The organism is Bosea sp. ANAM02, from assembly GCF_011764485.1.
Taxonomy (GTDB): domain Bacteria; phylum Pseudomonadota; class Alphaproteobacteria; order Rhizobiales; family Beijerinckiaceae; genus Allobosea.
On the sequence record NZ_AP022848.1, the window covers coordinates 4,690,065 to 4,714,377 of the forward strand.

Below are 24,313 nucleotides of genomic sequence, written 5' to 3' on the forward strand. Positions count from 1 at the left end.
CCGGGCGCACCGCGCCCGAGCATCCGAAAAACTGCTCCAATCTAGCGCAATCTGGCGGCGCGCTTTTTGCGCCGACGCAAGCAGCTGTCGATCGCCGCAGGGCATATGAGGACATCTCAGGCAGCCGGCCGGCCGATGCCGAAACGCTCGGGATCAGCGGCGAGGTCGCGCAGCGAATATCTGTCGAGCTCGGCCAGAAAAACCTCCATCGCCCCGGAGAGGATGCCGCGCCAACGATCCAGGCTCAAAAGCGAACGCCCCTCCGCCTCGCCAAAGCATTCCACGATGGAAAAGGCCGGCTCCGTCACGCGGATGATCGCACCCAGCGAAATCGCCTCCGGCTGCAGCGCCAGCGTCAGCCCGCCCGAACGCCCGCGCACGCCCTTGAGGAAATCGTGCCGCACGAGGAGGTTGGCCACCTTCATCAGATGCGTTCGCGAAATGTCGTATGAGGCCGCTGCTTCTTCGACGGTGACCAAGCGGTCGGGATGAGCCGCCGCGAAGATGAGGAGCCGCAGCGCGTATTCACTGAATTGGGTCAACCGCATTCCAGAATCCGTCTCTCCCTGCCGCGACCCAGTAATCCCCTAGCATTTTGTCGAGGTCGCGGCGTAATATATCCACATCAACATCTTCTTTAATCTAGATTAATTCAAATATAATATCAGAATCAGCAGCGCTTCAGCAGATAATGCACAAGCATAGACATGTAACAACATGTCGCACCCCGCAGATCGGAGTTTACAGCTTCCGCCTCCGCACGTAGGAAAAGTGCCATCTGAAATTCCTATTTAAAATACTCCCATGCGGAACGTCAGTTTGAATCGCACCGGCCCCGGCTCTCGCCGGCAGACTCGGTCCCGCCATCAGCGAAGCGAGTCCACAGGACGGACGCCGCCTTCCCTCTTTCGTTCCACTCTTCAGAAGGCGTCGAGATCATGACGACCCGCAATGAACACCTCTGCGTCGCTGCGCGCGCGCCGCGCCGGATCGCCGGTTTCGGTCGGCTGACGCTCGCGACTCTGCTGACGACCGTGTCGACACAGGCGTGCCTCGCTCAGTCAGCCTCCCCCGGCTCGGCGATCGTTCTCGACACGATCGTGGTCGAGGGCGCCGCGGCCGGCGTGCCGGCCTTCGTGCGGGATCGCTTCTTCGCAACCGCCGGGGGCGCGACGCTGCTAACGGCCGAGGACATTCCGCAAAGCGGCAACCCGACGTTGGCCCGGGCCCTGCAGGACGCGCCCGGCGTCGTGGTGCAGGAGTTCTTCGGCGGCAACGACCAGCCACGCATTCAGATCCGTGGCTCCGGCCTGCAGCAGAACCCGGTCGAGCGCGGCATCCTCGTGCTGCGCGACGGGCTGCCGCTCAACCGCGCCGACGGCTCCTACATCGTCGGCCTCGCAAACCCGCTCCAGGCGCAGTCGATCGAGGTCTATCGCGGCCAGACCTCGCATCGGCTCGGCGCCACGGTGCTTGGCGGCGCCCTCAACTTCGTCTCGCCGACCGGCAACAGCGCGCCCGGCACGCAGGTGCAGGTCTCGGGCGGCAGCTTCGGACAGGTCAATCTCTCCGATCAGACCGGCTATCGCGGCGAGGGCGTCGACGCGCTGATCCAGGGCGATTTCAGCCGCCGCGACGGCTACCGCGTCTACAATGAATCGCAACGCGCCAGCGTCAGCGGCAATGTCGGCGTGGCCCTGACCGAAAACATCAAGACCCGCTTCTTCATCGGCTACACCGATCTGAGCTTCGATGTCGCCGGCCCGCTGACCAAGCAGGGGCTGCGCACTGACCCGAAGCAGGTTCATGGCGGCCCCCGCGTGGTCAATGGCATAGCGGTCGACCCCGGCCCCAACGTCCTGCGAGACCGCCCGCGGCGCGAGACGAAGCAGTTCTTCATCGGCAATCGCACGACGGCGGAATTCGGGCCGCATCTCGTCGATCTGGGCCTCGGCTACACCTACACGGACGACATGTTCCGCTTCCCGATTTCCTCGGGCGTCCGGGTCACCAAGGGCGGCGATTTCACCGCCGTCGCGCGCTACGCCTACAAGCCGGACCAGGCTACACCGCTGCCGCTCTTCGAGACGACCGCGCAATACGTCGTCGGCTCGGCGAAGCGCGAGAACTATCTCAACCAGGGCGGGACTACGGGCGCACTGTTCGGCGAGAGCGATCTCGATGCGAGCGCGCTCTCGCTCTATGCCGGCGCCAACATCCCGGTCTGGCAGAGCGTGACGCTCTCGCCGGCCATCTCCTATGCCCATGCGACCCGCGACAACAGCGATACCTATGCCGCCGCGCGCCGCCCGACCAATGCCTATAACCCCGCCTCGCCCTATGCCCTGCTGCCGAACGGCTCGGTTCCCCGGCAGGACTCGAGCTACGGGCGCAGCTATGACGGCTGGAGCCCGAGCCTCGGCCTGAGCTGGCGGCCGAGTACGGACCAGATCGTCTTCGCGGCCTTGTCGAAGAGCTTCGAGCCGCCGACCCATGAGGACCTGCTCGCCACGATCAATGGCACGCCCAACAGCAGCCCAGGCCGCCCCAATCCCGGCGCGCCCATGGCGGCTGCGGCGGTGTTCTCCACGCCCGCGTTGAAGGCGCAGACCGGCACGACGCTGGAAGGCGGCTGGCGCGGCCGACAGGGCGACTATTCCTGGGACGGCGTCGTCTACTATTCGTGGGTCGACAACGAGCTGCTCAGCCTGCGCGACGCGACCGGCGCCTCGCTTGGCGCGATCAATGCTGACAAGACCACGCATTTCGGCGTGGAGCTCGGGCTCGGCGCCAAGATCTTCGAGCAGCTGACCGGACGCCTCGCCTACACCTACCAGGACTTCCGCTTCGACAACGATCCGACGCGCGGCAACAACCGCATCGCCGGCGCGCCGCGCCACCTCATCAACGCCACGCTGCAATACCAGGCGACGCAGGCCTGGATGCTGCAGGCCTCGCTACGTTGGAACCCAGAAAAGACGCCGGTCGACAACATGAACACGCTCTATGCGGACCCCTATGCCTTGGTCGACCTGCGCACCGAATACCGGATCAACGACTGCGTCACTGCCTTCGGCGAAGTCAGCAACGTCTTCGACAAGACCTACGCTTCCTCGACGCTGATCGTCGATCAGGCGCGCTCCGACCAGGCGGCGTTCCTGCCTGGCACCGGCCGCGCCTTCTATGCCGGGCTGAAGGCGCGCTTCTGAAAAAGACATCACGGTCCGCATCGCCGGCTTACGGCGACGCGGCAAGGAGATCAGCATGCTCAACCGCCGCCGCTTCCTGGCTGCCACCGCCACCACCATCGCCGTGCCACATCTCGCGCGCGCCGCCGAGCCGCTCGTGCTCTGGGGCCCGCCGGCGACGCCCGGGCTGCTGCTCGTCGCCGCCGCCAAGGACCCGGCGCTCAAGCCCTTCGCCGACAATGTCGAGGTCAGGATCTGGCGCACGCCGGACGAGATGCGCGCCGGCGTTTCCTCAGGCGGCATGAAGGCGGTGGTGGTGCCGAGCTATGTCGCGGCCAACCTGCACAATCGCGGCCTCGGCATCCGGCTGGCCAATGTCCTCACCCACGGCCTGCTTCAGGTCGTGGCGCCGGCCGGCACGGTCAGCACATTGGCCGATCTCAAGGGCAAGCGGGTCGTCGTGCCGTTCAAGAACGACATGCCCGATTTCCTGTTCCGCCGCGTGCTCGCTGCGCAGGGCCTGAGGCCGGAGGAGCTGAACATCGATTATTCCGGCACGCCGCCAGAAGCGGTCCAGCTCCTGCTCGGCGGCCGCGCCGACGCCGCCCTGCTGTCCGAGCCCGCGACCTCGGGCGCGATCATGCTGTCGGGGATGCGCGCCAAGCCGCTCGAGCGCGCAGTCGACCTGCGCAAGCTCTGGGCCGAGGCGACCGGGCGCCCCAACCTGCCGCAGGCTGGGTTGGCCGTCACCGACGCGCTGACGAAGCAGATTGGCACCGAGGGCATCGCCGCACTCCAGCGCGCGATCGAAAACGCGCTCGGCACGGTCGCCACCGATCCGACAGCCGTCGCCAACGAGGCTGCGACCTTGTTCCAGCTGCCCTCGCCCGTGCTGACCCGCGCCGCGCCGGTGAGCAACCTCGCCGCGCAGCCCGCCTCCGCGGCCCGTCCGGACCTGGAAGCGCTGTTCACCGCGCTCGCCGCGGACGATCCGCGGATCATCGGCGGCAAGCTGCCGGGCGACGCCTTCTACGCCTTGTGACGCGATGCATCACGGGCTCGCCTTCCTGGGCTGGGCCGGCCGCTATCTCTGGTCCGGCTGGGCCGGGGCGGCCGGGCTGTTCTGCATCGCCGCCGCCTGGCAGGCGGGGCATGAGCTCTATGGCTCCTTCATCCTGCCAGCGCCGCTGGAGACCGCGCGTGAGGTCGTAAGGCTGGCGCAGGACGAAGCCTTTCGCCATGCGGCGCGCCAAACGGCCGAGCGCGCCGGACTGGGCTTCGCGCTCTCCGTGCTGATCGGCACGGCCGCCGGAATCGCGGCGGGCTACTCCTTCGCGGCGATGCGGCTGATGCGCCCGGTCGTGACCGTCATCCTTGGCGTGCCGCCGATTGCCTGGATCGTGCTGGCACTGATCTGGTTCGGTGCCGGCGGCGGCACCGCCGTCATGACCGTGGTCGTGGCCTCGCTGCCGATCTCCTTCGCCGGCGGGCTCGAAGGCGTCGCCACGCGCGACCGGGGGCTCGACGCCATGGCGCGTTCTTTCCGCGCCGGCCCCCTCATGCGGTTGCGGACCGTCACCGCCCCCCACATGGTCTCCTATCTCTTCCCGGCCTGGACGACGACAGCGGGCTCGGCCTGGAAGGTCACTGTGATGGCGGAGCTCCTATCGAACGCGGGCGGCCTCGGCGGCGACCTCGCCAGTGCACGTGCGCTGTTCGACATAGCGCGCGTCACCGCGATCGTGCTCGTCGTCGTCGGCTTTGCGCTGTTCTCCGAATACGCGCTGCTCCAGCCCGTCCGCGACCGGCTGGAACAATGGCGCGAGGCCGGCCGGCCCTGGGGCGTGAAGCGATGAGGCTGGAACTCGACCGCATCGGCCACGCCTTTCTTGGCAGGCCGGTTTTCGAGGATCTGACGCTCGACCTCCACGAAGGCGAGGTCGTCGCGCTGGTCGGCCCCTCCGGCTGCGGCAAGACCACCGTTCTGCAGATCGCAGCCGGGCTGATCGAACCGTTGCGCGGACGCGTGCGCCGGCACTACCGGCGACACGCCGTCGTGTTCCAGGAGCCGCGTCTGCTGCCCTGGCTGACGGCGCGCGACAACATCGCCTATGGGCTTGCCGCGCGCGGGATGGGCAGGGCCGAACGCCGGGCGCTTGCCGAGCAGCGCGCAGCCGAGGTGGGCCTGCTGGAGCGGGATCTCGACAAGTACCCGGCGGAGCTTTCCGGCGGCATGCGCCAGCGGACGGCCGTCGCTCGTGCTCTCGCGACCGACCCCGAGATCGTCTATTTCGACGAGCCCTTCACGGCGGTCGATGTCGGCTTACGGCGTGTCCTGCAGGACCTGATTATTGCGGCCTCCGCCCGGGAGAAGTTCTCCGCGCTCTTCGTCACGCACGATCTCGCCGAGGCGGTCAGGCTCGCCCATCGCATCGTCGTGTCCGGCCGGCAGGACGGCATCGTCGCGGAGCGCACGCTCTACGGCGTGCCCGGCCAACGCGACGACCGCGCGGTGTTCGAGACCGTGCAGACCTGGATGCAGGACCCCTCCTTCGCGGACCTGTTCGATGGCGACAGGCAGTGACATGACCCGACATTCACCGGACCACCCGCTGCTCGCGGAAGCGCTGAAGCTGTTCTTTCCCGTGGCAGCGGCCCATGCGGTGCTGCTGCCGCTGATCTGGGTGACGGTCTTCGCCTTCGATCTGCCCTTCACCCGGCAGGTGCCGGCCGGGCAGTGGCACGCCCACGAGATGATCTTCGGGACCTATGGCGCTGCGCTCGCCGGCTTTCTCGGCTCGGCCATGCCGGAATGGACCGATACGAAGCCGCGCCGCGGACGCGCGCTCCTGCTCCTGCTGGCCCTCTGGCTGCCCGGCCGATTGATCGGCTTCCTCGGCGCCGATGCCCTGATCATCCCGGCGGCGCTGACCGACCTCGCCTTCCTTGCCGTGCTGCTCGTCTATGTCACCCGGCCGTTGATCGACCGGCGCACCACCCGCCACGGCTCCTTCGCCGTCTGGATCATGCTGTTCGCGCTGCTGGAACTCTCGATCCGCGTGGCCTGGATTCTGGGGGAGACGGCCTTGTCCGGGCGGCTGCTGCAGGCCGCGCTCGCCGTCTTCCTGGTCTTTCTCTCGCTGGCCATCGCCCGCATCAACGTCGTGGTCGTCAACCATGCGCTGGATCCCAGCGGCGAGACGACGCCCTACCGGCCCCATCCCGGTCGCCAGAACCTGACCGCCGGGCTCGTGGGGCTCCAGCTCATCGCCGGACTCGTCGCGCCGGACTCCGCCGTGCCCGCCTGGCTTGCGCTCGCCGCGGCAGCCGCCTTCTTCGACAGGCTGGCGGAGTGGTTCATCGGCCGTGCCGTTCTGCGCATGGAAGTGCTTGCGCTCGCAGCGGCGAACGCCTGCGGCGGCCTCGGCTTTCTGGTGCTGGGGCTGGCCGGCCTCGGCGCCCCGGTCGCCCCGGCAACCGGACTGCATCTGCTGTCCGTCGGGGCGCTCGGGCTGGCGGTGATGGCAGTCTTCGTGATCGCGGGCCTGCGCCATAGCGGACGCGACCTCGTGCTGCCGCCGGCGGCCAAGCTGGCGCTGACGCTGATGGCTGCCGCGACCGTGATGCGCGTTCTGCCCGAGCTCGGCGTGGGCTCCAGCCTGCTCGGTCTGCACTATGCGCTCGCAGCCGGGCTCTGGTCGGCGTCCTTCGCCACATGGCTCATCGGCTTTTGGCCGATCCTGAACAACCCGCAGCGCGATGAAGGCGGCTGCGGCTAGATCATCGGACCGAATGTCGTATCCGGTCCGATGATCTGGCTCTTTGCATCGGCATTTGCCGAAAGCCGCGGTCGACTTTTCGGGCCGATGCTCCAATCAGGCCCGCTGGGCGGCGGCGGGAGCCTTCGGCGCGACACGCACGCCGGTCAGGACCGGCCAGTAGGCCACAGCGAAGACGAGGAAGGCCAGAGACCAGCCCAGCCCTGCGACATGCAGCAGCGCGACCGGGCCATGGCCGAATGCCGAGCAGATCCGCGCCACCGTGCCGATGACGACGAGCGCATAGCAGAGCTGGGTCGCCGCCGTGGCGGTCAGAGCGCGGCCGGTATGCCCGAGGCTGGCGCGCGACATCACAGCGAGCGTCATCGTCCCGAAGGCGCCGGCGGTCCAGGCATGGGTGCCGGCAGCGGGAGCGATGAAGCCGAGGCTCGACAGGGCCGTCAGAGCGAAGCCGATCGGCACGAAAAGGTAGGCGACATGCAGGACGACGAGCAGAGGATTGCGCCAAGTCCGGTCGCCGGCCCAGCGCGCGAGCCTGAAGAGGTGGAGGCCTGCGGCAATCATCAGCACGACGCCGGTCGTGACCGTGTCCGGCGCCGCGATCCAGCAGATGAGCGCCACGGCGCTGCCGGCGAGCACGGCCTTGTCATAGGTGCCGAAGGGGGCCGGCAGCCGCCCCTCTCCGCGCTGCGCCAGCCAATTGCGCGTGAAGCTCGGCACGATCCGTCCGGCGATGAGCATGACCAGCATCAGGACGGCGGCGATCGCGAAACGGCGGGAGACGCCGGCGCCTCCGGTCAACCCCGCTTCGAGATGGAAGGCGAGATTCGCCGCCAGCAGAAGCACGATCAGCACCACGACCTTGAGGTTGCGCCAGTTGCGCCCCGCTACGATCTCGCGGGCAGCGGCGGCGGCGAGCAGCAGCAGGAACAGCGCATCGATCGCCATCGCCAGGCGCCAGCCGATCAGGGCCGAGGCCGAGACGGCGAGACGCCCGGCGAGCCATGCCAGCACGAGGACCAGAAGCGGCCGGCCCAGCACCGGCAAGCGCCCGGTCCAGTTCGGGATGGCCGTCAGCAGGAAGCCGCCGATCGCGGCCGCCTGATAGCCGAAGAGCATTTCGTGGACATGCCAGTCCACCGGCGCGAAGGCGGTGGGCACGGCGAGATGGCCGGTGACGAAAGGCAGCCAGACCAGCATCGTCAGGCCGGCCTGCAAGGCGGCCAGGAGGAAGAACGGCCGAAAGCCGTAAGACAGAAAAGCGGGCCCGTCATAGGCCCGCAGTCGCGGTATGGGTGCCATGGGCTCCCTCCTTCCCGCGGCCGCGAGAGATCCGGCCGCGCCCGAGTATCGGGTTTCGAGCTACTGCGCCTTGGCGACCTGATTCGCCTTGGCGACCAGATCGGCGAAGACCTGCTTGGCCTTGCCGGGGTGCTTGGCGGCAGCGGCGGCATCCAGGTTGGTCGGCTCGCCGACCACGACCAGCGCGACCATGCCCATGCCGTAATGCGGCTTGCACTTGATGCCGTAGACGCCAGCCTCCTTGAAAGTGACGTCGACCTGCTCGTTCATCTTGCCCAGGAAGGGCTCAGCGCCGGCCGGCATCATCTCGGGAATGCTCTCGGCATTATGGCTCTTGTCGGTGGGAACGAACTTCACGGTGTCGCCCGGCGCGATCTTCACCAGTGCGGGCTCGAACACCATGGCGCCGGCGGCACCCTTGTTGAGCATCTTGACTTCGACCTCGGCGGCATTCGCGCCAGCGATCGCCAGAGCCATCATCGCGCCGGTTAGAACAGTCCTGAACATCTGACTTCTCCATCACCGCAGCGAACTCATCGGTTTCTCGCTGCACCGCAACACTAACGGGAGCGGGCCGATCGCAATTTGCGATAGCGCAAAGAGAAGGCCGGATTTGACGGGCCTATAGGACGCGCAACGCCGAGACCGCGGCGTCCGCGCTGCGCGTGATCTCGACGAACAGCAGCGCGAACTCCTCGAACACGGTTCGGTCGCTTTCCGCTTCGGTGAGGGCGTCCAACTCCGACAGGAAATGCAGGATCGAAGCGATGCGCTCCTTGTGCTCGCGCGCGGCGGCGAGCCGCCGGCGCGTTTCACGCCGACGTTCCTGCTCGTCGAAGCGGGCGAGCGCCCCGTTCAGCGTCTCGCGGCAAGGGCAATCCAGATCTTCCGGACGTAGCACTCGTCGCAAGCGGCCGATCAGTTGGCTCGCCGAGGTGGTCGCTGCGCTTGGCTCGAACGTATAGTCGGCGTCTCCCTCGTGCCCGGCTTTCATGACAGGCTCCTTCCCGCTTCCCGGTGAGCTTCAGCGCAACGCGCCCAAACTGCCGCCGCCCGCTCCCGCATGAACGTGACCGGCCATCCCGTGCAGGAAGCCGTTGGAGAACGGCACATCCGGATAGATTTCACCCAGCAGCCTCTCGGCTTCCTCGGGCTCGATCCGCCCACCGACGACGTCGCGGAACAATCGCGCGACCGCGACCATGTCGCAGCCCTGCGGCGAGAGGCGCAGCGAAGCCACGCTGGCACGACGCAAGGCAGGAATATCGCTCAGCAGGCTGACGCAGCTATCCGAAAGGATCTGCACCCCGTTCACGGAGAGGAATCCGGCGCCGTCAAGCGTCTTGACGGGCATGCCGTCAGGATCCTTCTCGCAGACGAAACGACAATTGTCCTTGGTCAGCTTGTGAGCACGCGCATGATAGCAACGCGCCGACATCGCCAGAGGCACCTTGCCGAAGGCAAAGACCTCGGTCGCGAGTTGCGGCACCGCCGCCGAGATGGCCGCGACCGCAGGCAGCGGCAACTCCGGTGGCAGGCAGATGCGCGTCGCGCCTCGCTCGGCCAGAAATCCGGCCGCTGCCTCGTTGTAGACGTTGACGAAGGGGCCGACCGCGAACGGCCTCGACGCCAGCCCAGCCAGACAGGTCAGGTCGTTGATTTCGACCTCGGCCTCGTCGCTCTGCATCAGCTCACGGGTCTGGCGGCGCTCGCGCGGCAGCGAGATCAGGATCAGGCTGGAATGCAGCACGCGCTTGCCCGCTGCCTCCAGCCGTTCGACCACGGCGGGGATGGAATCCTGCTTGAAGGGCGCGCGCTTCGAGCAGACGGCCTCGCCGACGACCACGGCGTCGACCTGCGCCTCGTCCGCCACGCGATAGTAGAAATCGCGCCAGCGTTCCGGCGACCAATGATAGAGCACGGGTCCAAGGGTAAGCTGCATCGCCTGTTCCTTTGCGGGCCTAACGCCAGCCCTTGCGATAGGCACCGACCGTGCTGGCCTGCCCTTCGGCCATGGCCGCCAGGCTGACTGCGGGAGGGCTGCGGCCCTCGTCGATCGCCGCGAGTATCTTGCGGAAGGAGCTCACCACGCCCGCGATATAGGCGCGCCCGCGCTGTCGGCCTTCGATCTTGAAGGCGGTCACGCCGGCATCGCGCAATGCCGGCAGCATCAGGGCCGCGTCGAGGCTGACAGGCTCCTCGAAGATGTAGCCGGAGCCTCTGGGCGTGGCGAAACGCCCCTTGCACAGGGTCGGATACCCCGCCGGCTCGTCCTTGCCGAAGCTGTTGATGGTGAAGCCGCCCAGCGTGGAAACGATATGTCCGTTCCGCTCGGCATAGGCCACATGGCTCGCGGGCGAACAGACGCCGTTCATGTTCGGCGATTGGCCTGTGGCGTAGGAGGAGAGCGAGCACCGTCCCTCCTCCATCACGCAAAGGCCACCGAAGACGAAGACCTCCGTCTCGCAGGAGGTCTCGCGCACCATCGAGGCGATCTCCATCACGTTCAGCACACGGGGCAGCACGACGCGTTGCGCACCGAAGGTCTCGGCATAGAAGCGGATGGCGTCGGGATTGGCCGCGCCGGCCTGGACCGAGACGTGGAGCCTTTGGCCGGGGTGCCGGCGATGGGCATAGTCAAGCGTCGCGAGGTCGGCGAGGATCAGCGCATCCGCGCCAGCCATGACGGCATCGTCGATCGCTTCCTGCCACAGGCCGAACGCCCCAGCACGGGCGAATGTATTGATCGCGACCAGAACCTTGACGCCGCGCCGATGGGCGAAGGCGACCCCCTTGCGCAGCTCCTCGCGCGAGAAATTGAGGCCCGGGAAGTTGCGGGCGTTGGTCTCGTCGCGAAAGCCGCAATAGACAGCGTCGGCGCCCGCTTCAACCGCGGCTTCGAGACTGGCCGGCGTCCCGGCAGGGCAAATCAGCTCCATGTCTCGGCTCCGACGGCGGCGGACCGCCCTTGCAGTTTTCTGCGCAGCACCTGGCCGAGTCTTTGGCCGAGGGGGCCGAGCATGACGGCGCCGAAGTCGATGCGGGAGTCGTCGATCGCGTTGCGCAGGGCGAGAGCCGCCGCGACATCGCCCTCCACCCAGAGAATCCGCGAGAAGAACAGCGCATCGCCGTCAAGCGTGCCTTCCGCCATGCCGACGAGCCCCACCAGCGGCCCGCGGATGCTGGCGTCGAGGCGAGCAGGCAGAGCCCGCACGGCGCATAGCCGGGGCTGGCGCAGGCTCGGCTCCAGCAGCAAGGCGAATGGCAGGTCGGTCGGATCGATGCCGAAGCGCTTGTCCGCGTGCTCGCCGAGACGGCCGTAGAGATCGGGATAGAGCCGGCCGATGCGATGCAGCATCAGCGCCAGCAACGGCTGCAGCGGCGCAAGCGGCAATGGCGCGACGGCGCGCGCCAGTCCTGGCGGCAGCGTCGCCGGAATCGCCGCCGACCTGGTCATCTGTGGATCCGACATCGGTCACCTCCGGCCCCTAATCTGGACCGAAAGCCGGAATCTTCGTTGCTCTGGCTCAAAGACGATCGCGAATGAAACGGCGCATCGTCCGGCAACCGGAGCCCATGCCTTGCCGATCCGCACCCTGCCCCGCTTCCGCGATCTCAGTGCCTTCGTTGCCCATCTCGAGGCCGCTGGGCAGCTGCGGCGCATCGCCGAGCCTGTCAGCGTGGTCCATGAGATCACCGAGATCCACCGCCGCGTCATCGCAGAGGAAGGGCCGGCCCTTCTCTTCGAACGCCCCCTGCTTGCGGACGGCGCGGTTTCGTCCATGCCGCTGCTGACCAATCTCTTCGGTACGGTCGAACGCGTCGCCTGGGGTCTCGGCGTCGAGCGGGAGAACCTGCTTCCCCTTGGCCGGGCGCTTGCCGAGCTACGCGAACCGCGCCCGCCACGCGGGCTCGTCGAGGCATGGCGATCATTGCCGCTGGCGCGCGCCGCCCTGTCGATGCGGCCGCGCGAGATGAAACGTGCACCGGTCCAAGAACGGGTATTCCGAGGCGATGCAATCGACCTGACGGCGCTGCCGGTGCAGCTTTGCTGGCCGGGCGAAGCTGCACCGCTGATCACCTGGCCGCTGGTGCTCACGATGCCGCCGGCCCCCTTGCCCGAGGATGAAGGCAATCTCGGCGTTTATCGCATGCAGGTGCTCGGGCGGGACCGCGTGATCCTGCGCTGGCTCGCCCATCGCGGCGGCGCCCGCCACCATGCGCAGTGGCGCCGGATCGGCCGCGACATGCCGGTCGCGGTCTTGATCGGCGCCGACCCCGCCACGATCCTGTCGGCAGTGCTCCCGCTGCCGGAGACCGTTCCAGAGCTACGCTTCTCCGGTCTGCTGCGTGGCGAGCGGCCGGCGCTCGTCCCCTGTGTCAGCATTCCGCTTTCCGTGCCGGCGGAGGCGGAGATCGTCATCGAGGGCATGGTATCGCCTGACGAGACGGCGCCGGAAGGTCCGTTCGGAGACCACACCGGCTACTACAATGCGGTCGAGCCCTTTCCGGTCATGCGCGTGACTGCAGTGACGATGCGGCGGGCGCCGCTTTATCTCTCGACCTTCACCGGGCGCGCGCCAGACGAGCCATCGCGGATCGGCGAAGCGCTGAATGTCCTGTTCCTGCCGCTGCTCCAGCGGCAATTTCCCGAAGTGGTCGATATCTGGCTGCCGCCGGAGGCCTGTTCCTACCGGATCGCGGTCGTCGCGATCGACAAGCGTTATCCGGGGCAGGCGCGGCGGCTGATGCTCGGGCTTTGGTCGCTGCTGCCGCAGTTCAGCTACACCAAGCTCGTGATCATCGTCGACGGCGACATCGACCCGCGCGACTGGGCGCAGGTGATGTGGGCGGTCGCGACCCGTAGCGACGCCAGCCGTGACCTCGTCACGCTCTCCGATACTCCAATCGATTATCTCGATTTCGCCTCCCCGAAACCGGGGCTGGGCGGCAAGCTCGGCATCGACGCCACCAACAAACTCCCGCCGGAGACCGAGCGGGAATGGGGCCGACCCATGGCCATGACGCCGGAAGTCATTGCCCGCATCGATACGCTGTGGCCGTCGCTCGGCCTGCATCCGGCCGGAACGGCGCGATGAGCCTCCGCGTCATCGTCGGGATCAGCGGCGCCTCCGGCGCGGCGATCGGCCTGCGCGTACTCGAATTGCTGGCCGAAACGGGCAGGGTCGAGACTCATCTGGTGATCTCTCCGGCCGCCGAACGGACACTGGCGACCGAGGTCGACAGCGCCGCGCCCGCGCGAGCCCGGCAACTGGCCACCCGCTACCATGAGGTTTCGGACATCGGAGCCGCCATCGCCAGCGGCTCCTTCCGCACGGCGGGGATGATCGTCGCCCCCTGCTCGATCCGCAGCCTGTCCGCGATCGCCTACGGCCAGCTCGACAATCTCCTGGCGCGAGCCGCCGACGTCCATCTCAAGGAACGGCGCAGGCTGGTCCTACTCGTGCGCGAAAGCCCCCTGCATCTCGGCCATCTCCGCGCCATGACCCAAGTTACAGAATACGGCGCCATCGTCGCACCACCAGTGCCGCCCTTCTATCTGATGCCCGATACGATCGCGGAGCTGATCGACCAGATCGCGCGGCGCGCCATCGGGCTGCTCGACCTCGGGACCGCAGCCTTGCCGATCAACGAATGGCAAGGCGGTGGCGCGTGACGGCCGGGAGCGACTGCTCCGCATGCACGCACCGGCCCTTTCGCATCTTCTTCGTCCTCGCCGCGCTCGCTGCCGTCGCAGGCGTTGCACCCTGGCTCGCCGGCCTCTCGCCGGCCGGCATGACAGCGGCAGCTTGGCACAGCCAAATGCTGGTGTTCGGGTTGATGCCGGCGGTCATGGCCGGCTTCCTGCTCACCGCATTGCCGCGCTGGACTCGCTCGGCGGCGATGTCGCGCGCTTTTTTGCTGAGCCTCGCAGCGCTTTGGCTGGCAGGCCGTGCGATGCCGTTCTGTTATCCGGCGTTCACGGCCCCGATTGCGGCCGGCTTCATCCTCTGCGTCGCGGGAGTCGTGGCCGTCCGCGTGATCGGGGCCGGCGCCCTACGGGAAATCAAGATCGTTCTTCTTATGGTCGCTCTGGCTGGAGCCTCGGCATCGGAAACCGCGCTCGACGCTTTGGCCGTCGGCTTGCGCCTGCGGCTCGCCCTGGCGGCCGAAATCGGGCTGGTAGCGGTGATCGCGGGACGTGTCGCGCCGGCACTGACCGCCGCCTATCTTGCTCTGCACGGGCAGGAATGCGGCCCGCGGCTGCCTCGCGCTTTCGAGGCCGCCGCCGCCTTGTCGCTCGTGGCCGCTCTCGGCCTCTGGACTTGCGACGCTGCAGGACAAGCTCCTGTCAGCCTGGTAGCGGCGGTCCTGCAAGCCACCCGATGGCTCGCCTGGCGGCCCTGGCGTGTTGCCCATTACGCAGGCCTTGTCGCCGTTCACCTGGCCTACGCCTGGATTCCGCTGGGCCTGGGTTTGAACACTTTGCGCGCCGCCGGCCTGGGAGTCAGCGGAAATGCGGTTCTGCACGCCTGGGCGGCGGGCACCGTCGGCGCGATGTGCCTCGGCGTCATGGCCAGCATGGTCCGGCGGCAATCCCGTCAGGCCTTTTCCAGCCCCGTCGGTTCACAGGCGATGCTGGTTACGAGCGCTGCCGCAGCGCCGTTGCGGCTGCTTTCGGAAGTCAGCGCGCCGCTGCATCCGAGCTACGCGGCCCTGTGCTGGTGCGCCGCCTTCCTGCTCTTTCTCGCAGCCTATCGGCGCCCGCTCGGCCTGTCCTGACGCACGGCTCAGACGGCGCGGCTGTATTGCCGTGGCGCATGGTTCAGATGCGCGTCGAAGGTCGAGGCGACCTTGCGCACGAGCAGGCGCGCATCGCCGGGCAACAGCACGCGGCTGCCGTCGAAGTTGACCACGCCCTCCTGCGCGAGCTGCGCCAGCGCATGGCGCGACGTCGCGAGCACGCCGGCATCGACGGGATGCCGGGCGCAAACGGCGTCGATATCGACCGTCAGGTCGCACATGACGCGCTCGATCAGCTCTGCGCGCAGCCTGTCTTCCGGTGCCATGCGATAGCCCTTCGCAGTCGGCAGCGCGCCGTCCGAGATCCGCTCGGCATAGCGCCCGATCACGACTTCGTTCTGCACATAGCCCTGTGGCAGGCGCCCGATCGCCGACGCTCCGAAACCGATCAGCGCCTCGCACGGATCGGTGGTGTAGCCTTGGAAATTGCGGTGCAGCCGGCCCTGCGACAGCACCCTAGCCATCGGGTCTTCCGGCCGGGCAAAGTGATCGAGCCCGATGCAGACATAGCCGGCAGCGACGAGACGGCGCGCCATCGCCTCCGCCTGCGCCTGCCGCTCCTGTCCATCCGGCAGCTCGGCTGTCAAGATCCGGCGCTGGTGCTTCTTGAATTCCGGCACATGAGCATAGCCGAAGATCGAGAAGCGGTCGGGCCGCATCGCGAGGCATTGCTCGACGGTGTCGATGCAGGATTGAACGGTCTGCTTCGGCAGGCCGTAGATCAGGTCGAAGCTCACCGAACCGATGCCCGCTCCGCGCAGCCCCGCGACGACGGCAGCGGTCTGCCCGGCGCTCTGGATCCGGTTGATCGCCTTCTGCACCTCTGGATCGAAGCTCTGCACCCCGAGGCTTGCCCGATTGACCCCAGCTACTGCCAGGGTCGCGGTCATGGCGGGCGCGAGGCGGCGCGGATCGATCTCAACCGCAATCTCCGCTTCGGGATGAACCGCGAAACGCTGGCGCAGCAGCCCGACAAGCGCGACGAAATCCGCCGGTTCGAGGATCGTCGGCGTGCCGCCGCCGAAATGGATGTGCCGGACGTCGACAGGCGCCGCCAGATGTTCCTCCACCAGCGCGATTTCACCGCGCAGCGCCGCGAGATAGTCCATGATCGGGCTGTTGCGCAGCGCCACCGTGGTGTGGCAGCCGCAGTACCAGCACATCGAGCGGCAGAACGGTACATGCAGGTAAAGCGACGTCGTCGTCCCCGCCGTTAGCGTCTTCAGCCAGCTTGCATAGGACGAGCCGTCGACATGCGCCTGAAAATGCGGAGCGGTCGGATAGCTCGTATAGCGTGGAAGCCGCTCGTCCCGATATGGCGTGGCCGGCATAACAGAGCTCCGATCGACCGTTGAAGAGCCCATTGCCTAACCCGTCGGCCGATCGTGTTCTTTGATATGCTGCAAAGAGCATCAACGAGCCTTCTCTATCCGCCGTCTTTTGTCGAAGCCGTCGGCCTGCTCGCCCCGCCGACGGCACAACATTGTTAGCGGTTAATCGATGCATTTCGAGAGGCGCGGCGTGGCCCGGCGAATCTGTCCGCGATGCAGGCGATGGCAGTCGGCGCGGCATCCAGAGCGATGAAAGCAAATCCCGCCCCGGCGACGCCAAGGCTGAGTATCGGCCAAATCAGCGACCTTTGGCCTGCTGCCTGTGCTGTGGACGGTCGGTTGGGGTAATTTGACCTTCTTTTCGAACTTGACCGGGCTCATGCAGCCAATGGTTAAGTGCCAGGCAGCGACCAGGCCGAGCCAAGCAGCGAAGCTGACCTCCTAGGATCGCACCGGAACCGATCAACAATTGGACCTGCCTCCGCCGTTGCCGTCTGTGCCGTCCGCCGCAGAGATCGCATCGGACGGTGCGTACGGCTCGGACGGAGCAACCGAGACGACCACTGCCTAGGCGACGCGGGTCATCGCGATGGTCCGCGTGCGCCCCTTCCGCCAGAGCCGGCCCGACCTGAAGGAGGCCGCGCGGATGTCGCGGCAGTTCGACCATGAGGCCCACCGGGTCGCTTACGCTGATAATCGGCACCCGAAGGCTGCCACCATCGCCGCCGGCATGGAGCTCGCAGCTCTTCTCCTAGATAGTCTGGTCTGCGCCTGGCCGGCCGACAGCCTCGTCGAAGTCGATGCAAAGCTCGCCCTCGCTGACGGGCGGGGGCCGTATGGTACCGACCAGGATGCGGACTATGTCGCGTCGCTCGCTGCGAAGACCGCTAGGCGGATCCGCATCATGCGGGCCGCGTTCCACGTCGGCGAGCTGACCGTTCCGCCGGCTCCTGCAGCACCGGGACTCGCCGACAGCAACCTCTCTTCCTGGAAGCGCCTGCGTTACGATCTGCGCGATCTCCTGCCGGTCCGAGGCGGCGAGCCGGTTCTTCCCACCTCGCCCGATATGTGGATCGCATTCGCTGCCAAAGGTCCGAAGTTCGGCCGGCTGCGCGAGCGGATCGTCAGCATGTTCGCGACCGCGGAGCGGCTGTTCGACCTCGCGCGTGCCAACGAGGAGGGCAAGAGCCGCGAGTTGCGGCTTGCGGCCGAGGGTGCGCGGATCCTAGCCTATGTCAGCGCCTGCCAGGCGCTGATCTGGCCGGCTCGGTCGAAGGCCGATCTGGAGGAGAAGCGCGCGGTCGCGCGGATCATCAACGATCGCGCCAGCCGCCCGGATCCGCTGCATCAGCAGGCCATCGTCCGGCACATGGTCGACGAGGCGATCTGGGTCCATCGCCGCCTCGGACTCCATGACGGGGCACTGTTCATGACGAACTGGATCGAGATCGTCTGAGCCGGTCGCCAGGCTGCGACGGCAAGAGGGCGACGCCTTTCCCAAGGTCGACGAGCTCGGCTGACGGCGACGCCGCGACATTTGCTCCCAAAAGAATGAAAGGCGCGTCCGCGTGGCGCGCCTTTCGTCGTGGCGAGGAGGAGACGGTGACAGGGCGGGTGGGCCGCCCCCTTAAGGACAATCCAGATCATGACCGACATCACCGCTTCATCCCTGCGCAATCTCGCCGTCTCGACCAGCCCGGTTCCCGTGATCGACGAACTCGCCGGGTTCGACGCTCTCCTCCCCGACCTGCCGGACTAGCCCGAACGCCATGCCGCGCTGCTCGAGCGACTGCCGCCGATCCTCGATCTGCGCGGCCGGGCGCTGGTGCATGCGCAGCAATATGAGAGCTTCCTCACCCTCGCCGAGGCCGACCCATCAGCGCTGGAGGATCGCATCGACACCGCCAACGCGCTCGCCATTCTCGCACATGCCGGCGAGATCGCGGTGCTGCTCGTTCCACCGGGCTCGCCCGAGGACCGCTTCGGCCGGGCCATGCTCTCGAAGGAGAGGGCTCGTCAGTATCCCGGCGCCGGCGTCCATGATTCCGAGCTGATGGCCCGGGCGCTGCGGCGGTCTTTCTCTGACGGCAGCCCGCGCCTCGTGATCGGCGCGCGGATTCCGCCTGGCATGCAGGGCGCGGCGCGGCGCTTCCGCGGCACCGACTTGCCGCAGCCCGGCGAGCAGGGCGGCGCGAGCCCTGGCGTGCATCATCTCGAACATGCGCCTTCGCTGGAAGCCTGGTTCAACGACCCGCCCGACCTCGCCGCGTTGCTGAACGAGGCACATGAGCTGTTCGCGCGGGTCGCGGTCTGGGAGCCGGACCAGGGGCCGTTCGGGTATGGCGCGAAGCGCGGCGCTCTCATCCTCGCCTATGCAAAACTCTGCCGGATCGGACTCTGGCCGGCGCGCATCCGGGCCGACCTTGTCGCCAAGATGGAAGCGGAGCGCCTCGTCTCAGAACGCGCCGGCGATCCCGATGCGATGCGCGCCCTCGCCGAGATCGCGCTCGGTGTCGGAAACCGCATCGCCCGGCAGAGCGGGCGCTTCCTGACCTGCCTCGGCGGCGTTGAACTGTGAAGCCGGTCATGAGCATACCCCCTCAGGATCCCATTGAGGCCTACGAGAACCGGCGCTTTCTCAACCTCCAGTTCCTGCTCGGTCATTTACGTGATCAGCGGCCCGATGGCGGAGAGGCCGAGACACACGCCCAACGTGATCGCGACGAGCCACACCCGACCGGTCCCTCGATCGAAATCTACGATGCCGATCGGCTGGCCCGTCGTCTTGGACATGGCGATGGCATCGTCGATGCTCCCTCAGAGAACGACGAGGACACGGCGCAGGCGCGCCAGGTCAGGCTCTGGAGCCGGATGCAGTCCGACGAGCGCGGGCCGTGGCGCAAGCTCGTCATCCCCGACGAGGCGATGATCGCGCGCCTCGCCGGCCTCGATGCGATCTGTCCGCAGTTCAAGGAAGTCACGGCCTGGATCGTCAGGGCGGCCGGACTGACCCTAGCCACGGGCACGCCGCTCCGGCTCGATCCCGCCGTGGTGGTCGGACCGCCGGGCACGGGCAAGACCTTCTACGCCCGCAAGCTCGCCGGGGCGCTCGGCGTCCCGAGCGAGGTGATTGCGATGAACCTGATGACGGACAGAGGCGCGGCCTTCTCCGGCCTCGCCCCGATCTGGCGGGCTTCATCGCCCGGCAAGGTCGCCAAGCTCCTGATCGAGGGCAGCCATGCCTGCCCACTCATCGTCATCGACGAGATCGAAAAAGGCATCCCCGATCAATCCCAGCGAGACCCCGGAGAACGTGTTGCACTCACTGCTCGAGCGCGAGAATGCCGCGCGCTTCGTCGACGAGTTCGTCGATCTCCCGATCCGCGCTGACCACATCTTCTGGTTCGCCACCGCCAACAGCCTCGATCCCTTGCCGCCAAGCGTCGTCGACAGGCTGATCGTGTTCCGGGTCGAGTCGAAGGAGGCCGAGATGCTGGTGATCCAGAAGAGCATCTTCCACGAGGCGAACCTGCGGGTTGGGGAGTGCTTCGCCGAGCCCGACGAGGCGTTGTTCCAGGCCACGGCCAGCCACAATCCCAGGACGCTCTCGCGCCTTTGGGACATCGCCATGGGATTCGCCTGCGAGCAGGGCCGGCGGCACCTCGTCGCCGACGATGTCCGAAAGGCCGAACAGGTGCTGCTCGCCGGCAAGGAGGGCGCGAGGCGGCCGATAGGGTTCCTCCGGCCGGTGCCGGCAGGAAGGTGAGCCGCCGAGGTGTTCCGTGACGAGCTCGGGCAGCGCCTGACTGACAAGACTGGATTTGCCCGATCCCGAAACGCCGGTGACAGCGGTGAAGCAGCCTATGGGAAACTCGACGTCGAGACCATGGAGATTGTTCCGCCTGATCCCTTCCAGGCCTAGCCATGCCTTGGGATCGCGCGGTGTGCGCTCACTGCGGAGCGGCTCTGCGAACAGGTAGCGGCGGGTGATCGAAGTCTCGACGTTGGCAAGCCCCTCTATCGGCCCGCTGTAGAGGACTTCACCGCCCTTTTCCCCGGCTCCTGGCCCGACATCGACGAGCCATTCCGCGCGGCGGATCACGTCGAGATCATGTTCGACGAACAGGGAGTTGCCCGCCGCCTTGAGACGCTCGAGGATGGTGAGCAAGGCTTCGCCATCTGCCGGGTGCAACCCTGCCGAAGGCTCGTCAAGCACATAGACCACGCCGAAAAGCTGTGACGACAATTGCGTGGCAAGCCGCAAGCGCTGCAGCTCTCCGGAGGAGAGCGTCGGCGTGCTGCGGTCGAGCGAAATGTAGCCAAGGCCAAGATCGATCAGCGGCTCTAGCCGCTCGATCAATTCGCAGGCAAGGCGTTGGGCGGCGATCCGCTTCTCGTCGGAGAGATTGGGCGTGCGGCGTACGTCGGGCGCGCTCTTGTGCGCAGAGCCGCCCGCCGCAACCCGTTGTTCGACCGCTGCATCGCGGGCCGCTTTTTCCAGAACATGGCCCTTTGAGGGGGCGGAGACCGCCCCATACGCGCCATGCGCGACGGGCATCAGCAAGTCCTTTAGCTTGAGCACCGTCAGGTCGCCGAACTCGGCAATGTCGACGCCGGCGAATTTGACCGACAGGACTTCGCGCTTCAGGCGCTTGCCGTCGCAGGTCGGGCAATCGCGGCCCGCTCAACAAGCTCAAGAAGTCGCCCTGGAATGCCCGCAAGACGCCGCACAGCGAGGCCTCTATCGAGGCGAAGGCGGCGAGCATACATGCCAAGGGCTTCCTGCAAAATCTGGTTGTGGAGCCGGAGCTTGAAGCCGAGGGTGCAGAAACCGGCTTCTACTTCGTCACCATCGGCGAAGGCCGGAGGCTGGCGCAGTTGTTGCGCGCCAAGCGCAAGCAGATCAAGAAGACCGAGCCCATCCGCTGCGTGATCGACACGCAGAACGATCCGGCCGAGATCAGCCTGGACGAGAACGTCACCCGCGAAGACCTTCACCCCGCCCACCAGTACGAACGCTTCCGCGAGTTTGCGGAAAATCGCGGATGGGGCACGCTCCGCCGCCGCGAGTTGGACGCCGTCGGCTCCAAGCTCGCCGCCGAAACCGGCCTGCCTCACCTGAAGGCGGCGGCGGGCGAACACGTCGCCGGCACTTATCGCCAAAGCCTCACCCTGTCGTCCGGACGGTTCGCGATGATCGACAACGGGCTCGGCTTCCAGCTCGTGCCGTGGTCGCGGGAGATCGATCGCAAGCTCGGCCACATCGCCGGCGTCGCGCGAGCCGGCGGCGGCATCGAGTGGAGCCTCGGCCGCAAACGCGACCTGGGACTATAAGGGCCATCGTCCACATGCGGTCATGTCGCGGGAGGGTTCAGGCGCGATCTGATTAGTCGGCGAACTCGCTAAGCCGGCGCAGCTCAGATGCGGTACGCCCGGTTTTGCGTCGAAGCAGCACACGAAGGGTCGTTCCATTAGCGTACCCGGTCCGAGAAGCGATTTCATCGACGCTCAATCGAGTCGTCCTCAGAAGATAGGTCGCGTGTTCGACCCGCAGATCCTGGTGGTACGCCAGTGGTGATCGTCCGAGCACGGCGTGAACTCTTCTCGACAGCGTTCGCGTACTTGCTCCAGTGAACTGCGCCGCGTCTCGGAGCGAGAAAACTCGATCAAGGTTCGTCCGCACCCATACCTCAAAAGCTTGGACAAGCTCGTCCGTGTGTCGAAGGTGATCCGGGATCGCGTATGTCGCCTGGGGTGAACGCGAGTCGAGCATCAAGTAGCGGGCTGTCGTCGCCGCAAGTTCAGGGCTGCGCTGTCGAATAAACCACAATGCCAGATCGAAATGGGCCAACACAGCCCCCGCCGTAACGATGGTGTCGGCCCGCACGATGGTGCGATGATGATCCAAATCCACGCGCGGATAACGGGAGCGAAAGAACGGACTCAGCCACCAACTCGTCGTCGCGGCCCGACCATCCAACAGGCCGGCCTCCGCTAGCAGGAACGTTCCTGTACATGCCGCTGCGATAGTCGAGCCCCGTTTATGCCACGCGCGCAACAGAACGCCAGCGCTCGCGCAATCCGGATGGCGGAGTGTGGTGCTCAGCGCCTCCTCGGTCTTTGCGCCGACCGCAGGCACGAGCACAAGATCAGGCGCAAAAGAGGCGACTGCCGGCACAGCAGGTATGGCCAAGCCATGCGCAGTCATCGCGCCGTGCCGGACGCTCAGAACGGTCGCCTTGAACGACTTGCTTTCTGAGGTCGGCGCCAGTTCGGCGGCTGTGGTCAGCGTGTCCTGGAACGCGGCCAGTCCGGTGTCGAAAGCCCCATCAAGGGCAAGGATCGCGATGTTCATGGCGAGAATGGTACTACATTTGTCATTTATGCCAAGCGACTGATGCGCTGACCTCCATTAGTGTTGTGACTGCCTATGGGAACGAAGGCCGCTCTCGGTTGAGGCGCGTATCGACAAAGGCGCGAGTCGAGCCACTCGGGTGTCTGCAACAACAACTCTTGGCAATCATCGTTGCTGTCGATCCGTGCCAGGGCAGATTCCAAGTCTGATAAGGAGATAGGTATGATTAAGTTTGGGCTGTATGTTCGGCTGGAAGCGAAGGCCGGCAAAGAGGCGGATCTTGAAGCGTTTCTTCAAGGTGCATTGCCGTTGGCGCAGGAGGAGACCGGCACGCCGGTGTGGTACGCCGTGAAATTCGGGCCTCAAAGCTTCGCGATTTTTGACGCTTTTGCGACCGATGAAGATCGCGGCGCTCACCTGAATGGCCCAATTGCTGCCGCTCTGATGCAGCATGCGGACGAACTCTTGTCGACACCGCCCGTGATTGAACGTTGGGATGCTTTGGCGGTGAAGTAGGATCACTGGGGAAGGGCCGTCCAGGCACGGAAATTAGCTCGTATAGAATATTCTGCGCCAATATTGCTAAAACAGAGCATACCATTCCTACGATAGAAGCGCCGATTACTATACGCCGGCATGATCTGACTTGTTATCTATAGCCATGATCCGACCTTTGCGGGATTTGCCGCAAGGGTCGCCATGTCCGCCACTAGAGTCAGGAGTCGTTGATCACAGCCAGAAGATGACGGTGGCAGCGAGGGCGATGGCGGAGAAGAAGGCCGTAGGGCAGCGATCGTAGCGGGTGGCGACGCGGCGCCAGTCTTTGAGGCGGCCGAACATGATCTCGATGCGGCTGCGGCGCCGATAGCGGCGCTTATCGTACCGGACGGGCTCGTTGTGCGACCTGCGGCCTGGGATGCAAGGCTGGATGCCCTTGGCCTGAAGAGCGTCCCTGAACCAGTCGGCGTCGTAGCCGCGGTCGCCGAGCAGCCACTGCGCTTTTGGGAGGTCGTCCAGCAGCGCGGCCGCACCGGTGTAGTCGCTGACCTGACCGGCGGTCATGAAGAAGCTCAAGGGGCGACCGTTCGCGTCGGCGACGGCATGGAGCTTGGTGTTCATGCCGCCTTTCGTGCGTCCGATCAGGCGGCCGAGATCCCCCTTTTTACCCGCAGGCTCGATGCCGTGCGGTGCGCCTTCAGGTAGGTCGCGTCGATCATCACCGTTTTGGGTTCGGCGCCCACCGCAGCCAGACCTTCCATGATGCGCGTGAAAACGCCTGCCTCACCCCAGCGCTTCCAGCGGTAGTACAGCGTCTTGTGCCGGCCGTACGCGCCAGGAGCATCGCGCCAGCGCAGCCCGTTGCTGTTGACGAACACGATGCCGCTCAGCACCCGCCGGTCATCCACTCGAGGCTTGCCGTGGCTCTTCGGAAAGAACGGCCGCAGCCGCTCCATCTGCTCATCCGTTAGCCAAAACAGGTCGCTCATCCCGGTCTCCTCGCGGAGCCTGAATCAGATCGCAACGCTCATATCAATGGGTCCTGACCCTACGATC

At 66.5% G+C, this 24,313-nt stretch carries 22 protein-coding genes and 2 pseudogenes; 13 read left to right on the forward strand and 11 right to left on the reverse strand.

What is annotated here, in order from left to right; all coding sequences use genetic code 11:
- Window positions 1-116 precede the first annotated feature (116 nt).
- Window positions 117-548: an RrF2 family transcriptional regulator gene (locus OCUBac02_RS22410; RefSeq protein WP_173048822.1), complete on the reverse strand. Its 432-nt coding sequence runs from the start codon at window positions 546-548 to the stop codon at window positions 117-119.
- 390 nt (window positions 549-938) lie between these two features.
- Between OCUBac02_RS22410 and OCUBac02_RS22415 the strand changes: the two genes are divergently transcribed.
- Genes OCUBac02_RS22415 through OCUBac02_RS22435 form a run of 5 tightly spaced genes read left to right on the forward strand, consistent with a single transcriptional unit; the run spans window position 939 to window position 6,967 of the window.
- Window positions 939-3,209, forward strand: coding sequence for a TonB-dependent receptor family protein (locus tag OCUBac02_RS22415; protein ID WP_173048824.1), 2,271 nt, complete (start codon window positions 939-941; stop codon window positions 3,207-3,209).
- Between the two features lie 55 nt (window positions 3,210-3,264).
- Complete coding sequence (locus OCUBac02_RS22420; protein ID WP_173048826.1) at window positions 3,265-4,230, forward strand: ABC transporter substrate-binding protein; 966 nt, start codon at window positions 3,265-3,267, stop codon at window positions 4,228-4,230.
- A 4-nt stretch (window positions 4,231-4,234) separates the two neighbouring features.
- Window positions 4,235-5,044 carry an ABC transporter permease gene (locus OCUBac02_RS22425; protein ID WP_173048828.1) on the forward strand — a complete coding sequence of 270 codons (810 nt, stop codon included), beginning with the start codon at window positions 4,235-4,237 and terminating at the stop codon, window positions 5,042-5,044.
- Complete coding sequence (locus tag OCUBac02_RS22430) at window positions 5,041-5,772, forward strand: ABC transporter ATP-binding protein (RefSeq protein ID WP_173048831.1); 732 nt, start codon at window positions 5,041-5,043, stop codon at window positions 5,770-5,772. The genes OCUBac02_RS22425 and OCUBac02_RS22430 overlap by 4 nt, the downstream gene beginning before the upstream one ends.
- A gap of 1 nt (window position 5,773) precedes the next feature.
- Window positions 5,774-6,967 carry an NnrS family protein gene (locus OCUBac02_RS22435; protein ID WP_173048833.1) on the forward strand — a complete coding sequence of 398 codons (1,194 nt, stop codon included), beginning with the start codon at window positions 5,774-5,776 and terminating at the stop codon, window positions 6,965-6,967.
- A gap of 96 nt (window positions 6,968-7,063) precedes the next feature.
- On the opposite strand, the gene OCUBac02_RS22440 is transcribed toward OCUBac02_RS22435, so the two are convergent.
- From OCUBac02_RS22440 to ubiT, 6 genes are all read right to left on the reverse strand, one after another.
- On the reverse strand, window positions 7,064-8,269 hold the full coding sequence (locus OCUBac02_RS22440; protein ID WP_173048835.1) for an NnrS family protein: 1,206 nt from the start codon (window positions 8,267-8,269) through the stop codon (window positions 7,064-7,066).
- 60 nt (window positions 8,270-8,329) lie between these two features.
- Window positions 8,330-8,776 (reverse strand): pseudoazurin, encoded by a 447-nt coding sequence (locus OCUBac02_RS22445; RefSeq protein WP_173048837.1) that lies wholly within the window; start codon window positions 8,774-8,776, stop codon window positions 8,330-8,332.
- Window positions 8,777-8,891: 115 nt separating this feature from the next.
- A complete protein-coding gene (locus tag OCUBac02_RS22450; protein WP_244639021.1) occupies window positions 8,892-9,263 on the reverse strand; it encodes a hypothetical protein in 372 nt (123 codons plus the stop codon).
- Between the two features lie 30 nt (window positions 9,264-9,293).
- On the reverse strand, window positions 9,294-10,211 hold the full coding sequence (gene ubiV / locus OCUBac02_RS22455) for a ubiquinone anaerobic biosynthesis protein UbiV (protein WP_173048838.1): 918 nt from the start codon (window positions 10,209-10,211) through the stop codon (window positions 9,294-9,296).
- Window positions 10,212-10,230: 19 nt separating this feature from the next.
- Complete coding sequence (gene ubiU, locus OCUBac02_RS22460) at window positions 10,231-11,208, reverse strand: ubiquinone anaerobic biosynthesis protein UbiU (RefSeq protein WP_173048840.1); 978 nt, start codon at window positions 11,206-11,208, stop codon at window positions 10,231-10,233.
- The gene (gene ubiT / locus OCUBac02_RS22465; protein WP_173048842.1) at window positions 11,199-11,726 is read right to left on the reverse strand and encodes a ubiquinone anaerobic biosynthesis accessory factor UbiT; all 528 of its coding nucleotides are present in this window, start codon (window positions 11,724-11,726) and stop codon (window positions 11,199-11,201) included. The genes ubiU and ubiT overlap by 10 nt, the downstream gene beginning before the upstream one ends.
- Window positions 11,727-11,850: 124 nt before the next feature.
- Between ubiT and OCUBac02_RS22470 the strand changes: the two genes are divergently transcribed.
- From OCUBac02_RS22470 to OCUBac02_RS22480, 3 genes are read left to right on the forward strand one after another with little or no spacing between them, the layout of a single operon-like run.
- Window positions 11,851-13,368 carry a UbiD family decarboxylase gene (locus tag OCUBac02_RS22470; protein WP_244639022.1) on the forward strand — a complete coding sequence of 506 codons (1,518 nt, stop codon included), beginning with the start codon at window positions 11,851-11,853 and terminating at the stop codon, window positions 13,366-13,368.
- Window positions 13,365-13,946 (forward strand): UbiX family flavin prenyltransferase, encoded by a 582-nt coding sequence (locus OCUBac02_RS22475; RefSeq protein WP_173048846.1) that lies wholly within the window; start codon window positions 13,365-13,367, stop codon window positions 13,944-13,946. Before OCUBac02_RS22470 ends, OCUBac02_RS22475 begins: the two co-directional genes overlap by 4 nt.
- Window positions 13,925-15,052, forward strand: a complete 1,128-nt coding sequence (locus OCUBac02_RS22480) for an NnrS family protein (protein WP_244639023.1) — start codon at window positions 13,925-13,927, stop codon at window positions 15,050-15,052. Before OCUBac02_RS22475 ends, OCUBac02_RS22480 begins: the two co-directional genes overlap by 22 nt.
- 8 nt (window positions 15,053-15,060) lie before the next feature.
- Here OCUBac02_RS22480 and hemN read toward each other — a convergent pair whose 3' ends face one another.
- Complete coding sequence (gene hemN / locus OCUBac02_RS22485) at window positions 15,061-16,404, reverse strand: oxygen-independent coproporphyrinogen III oxidase (protein WP_173048850.1); 1,344 nt, start codon at window positions 16,402-16,404, stop codon at window positions 15,061-15,063.
- 589 nt (window positions 16,405-16,993) lie between these two features.
- Here hemN and OCUBac02_RS22490 point away from each other — a divergent pair.
- The 3 genes from OCUBac02_RS22490 (at window position 16,994) to OCUBac02_RS22500 (ending at window position 19,794) form a co-directional block, all read left to right on the forward strand.
- A complete protein-coding gene (locus OCUBac02_RS22490) occupies window positions 16,994-17,860 on the forward strand; it encodes a hypothetical protein (RefSeq protein WP_173048852.1) in 867 nt (288 codons plus the stop codon).
- Window positions 17,861-18,229: 369 nt separating this feature from the next.
- Window positions 18,230-18,982, forward strand: a complete 753-nt coding sequence (locus OCUBac02_RS22495) for a hypothetical protein (protein WP_173048854.1) — start codon at window positions 18,230-18,232, stop codon at window positions 18,980-18,982.
- An 8-nt stretch (window positions 18,983-18,990) separates the two neighbouring features.
- A complete protein-coding gene (locus OCUBac02_RS22500; protein WP_173048856.1) occupies window positions 18,991-19,794 on the forward strand; it encodes an AAA family ATPase in 804 nt (267 codons plus the stop codon).
- Between the two features lie 370 nt (window positions 19,795-20,164).
- On the opposite strand, the pseudogene OCUBac02_RS22505 reads toward OCUBac02_RS22500, so the two are convergent.
- A pseudogene (locus OCUBac02_RS22505) lies at window positions 20,165-21,085 on the reverse strand (excinuclease ABC subunit A); the annotation flags it as partial.
- Between OCUBac02_RS22505 and OCUBac02_RS27640 the strand changes: the two are divergent.
- Window positions 21,085-21,738, forward strand: a pseudogene (locus tag OCUBac02_RS27640) (ParB/Srx family N-terminal domain-containing protein); the annotation flags it as partial. The pseudogenes OCUBac02_RS22505 and OCUBac02_RS27640 overlap by 1 nt on opposite strands.
- Before the next feature lie 52 nt (window positions 21,739-21,790).
- Here OCUBac02_RS27640 and OCUBac02_RS22520 read toward each other — a convergent pair.
- Window positions 21,791-22,759 (reverse strand): GlxA family transcriptional regulator, encoded by a 969-nt coding sequence (locus OCUBac02_RS22520; RefSeq protein ID WP_173048858.1) that lies wholly within the window; start codon window positions 22,757-22,759, stop codon window positions 21,791-21,793.
- Window positions 22,760-22,981: 222 nt separating this feature from the next.
- Here OCUBac02_RS22520 and OCUBac02_RS22525 point away from each other — a divergent pair, with 222 nt between their 5' ends.
- Window positions 22,982-23,275 (forward strand): antibiotic biosynthesis monooxygenase, encoded by a 294-nt coding sequence (locus OCUBac02_RS22525; RefSeq protein WP_173048860.1) that lies wholly within the window; start codon window positions 22,982-22,984, stop codon window positions 23,273-23,275.
- Between the two features lie 213 nt (window positions 23,276-23,488).
- Here the strand turns inward: OCUBac02_RS22525 and OCUBac02_RS22530 are convergent.
- A protein-coding gene (locus OCUBac02_RS22530; RefSeq protein WP_173048862.1) for an IS5 family transposase occupies window positions 23,489-24,246 on the reverse strand; the annotation gives its coding sequence in 2 pieces (ribosomal slippage) (window positions 23,489-23,913 and window positions 23,913-24,246; 759 coding nt in all).
- Window positions 24,247-24,313: the final 67 nt, after the last annotated feature.

Bases quoted from the DNA above. Each gene is read 5' to 3' on its own strand.
- hemN (WP_173048850.1), bottom strand. From the start codon at position 16,404: ATGCCGGCCACGCCATATCGGGACGAGCGGCTTCCACGCTATACGAGC.
- OCUBac02_RS22410 (WP_173048822.1), bottom strand. From the start codon at position 548: ATGCGGTTGACCCAATTCAGTGAATACGCGCTGCGGCTCCTCATCTTC.
- OCUBac02_RS22445 (WP_173048837.1), bottom strand. From the start codon at position 8,776: ATGTTCAGGACTGTTCTAACCGGCGCGATGATGGCTCTGGCGATCGCT.
- OCUBac02_RS22475 (WP_173048846.1), top strand. From the start codon at position 13,365: ATGAGCCTCCGCGTCATCGTCGGGATCAGCGGCGCCTCCGGCGCGGCG.
- OCUBac02_RS22480 (WP_244639023.1), top strand. From the start codon at position 13,925: ATGGCAAGGCGGTGGCGCGTGACGGCCGGGAGCGACTGCTCCGCATGC.
- OCUBac02_RS22450 (WP_244639021.1), bottom strand. From the start codon at position 9,263: ATGAAAGCCGGGCACGAGGGAGACGCCGACTATACGTTCGAGCCAAGC.
- ubiU (WP_173048840.1), bottom strand. From the start codon at position 11,208: ATGGAGCTGATTTGCCCTGCCGGGACGCCGGCCAGTCTCGAAGCCGCG.
- OCUBac02_RS22500 (WP_173048856.1), top strand. From the start codon at position 18,991: ATGAGCATACCCCCTCAGGATCCCATTGAGGCCTACGAGAACCGGCGC.
- OCUBac02_RS22435 (WP_173048833.1), top strand. From the start codon at position 5,774: ATGACCCGACATTCACCGGACCACCCGCTGCTCGCGGAAGCGCTGAAG.
- OCUBac02_RS22440 (WP_173048835.1), bottom strand. From the start codon at position 8,269: ATGGCACCCATACCGCGACTGCGGGCCTATGACGGGCCCGCTTTTCTG.
- OCUBac02_RS22420 (WP_173048826.1), top strand. From the start codon at position 3,265: ATGCTCAACCGCCGCCGCTTCCTGGCTGCCACCGCCACCACCATCGCC.
- OCUBac02_RS22415 (WP_173048824.1), top strand. From the start codon at position 939: ATGACGACCCGCAATGAACACCTCTGCGTCGCTGCGCGCGCGCCGCGC.
- OCUBac02_RS22490 (WP_173048852.1), top strand. From the start codon at position 16,994: ATGGTCCGCGTGCGCCCCTTCCGCCAGAGCCGGCCCGACCTGAAGGAG.
- OCUBac02_RS22425 (WP_173048828.1), top strand. From the start codon at position 4,235: ATGCATCACGGGCTCGCCTTCCTGGGCTGGGCCGGCCGCTATCTCTGG.
- OCUBac02_RS22430 (WP_173048831.1), top strand. From the start codon at position 5,041: ATGAGGCTGGAACTCGACCGCATCGGCCACGCCTTTCTTGGCAGGCCG.
- ubiT (WP_173048842.1), bottom strand. From the start codon at position 11,726: ATGACCAGGTCGGCGGCGATTCCGGCGACGCTGCCGCCAGGACTGGCG.
- OCUBac02_RS22525 (WP_173048860.1), top strand. From the start codon at position 22,982: ATGATTAAGTTTGGGCTGTATGTTCGGCTGGAAGCGAAGGCCGGCAAA.
- ubiV (WP_173048838.1), bottom strand. From the start codon at position 10,211: ATGCAGCTTACCCTTGGACCCGTGCTCTATCATTGGTCGCCGGAACGC.
- OCUBac02_RS22520 (WP_173048858.1), bottom strand. From the start codon at position 22,759: ATGAACATCGCGATCCTTGCCCTTGATGGGGCTTTCGACACCGGACTG.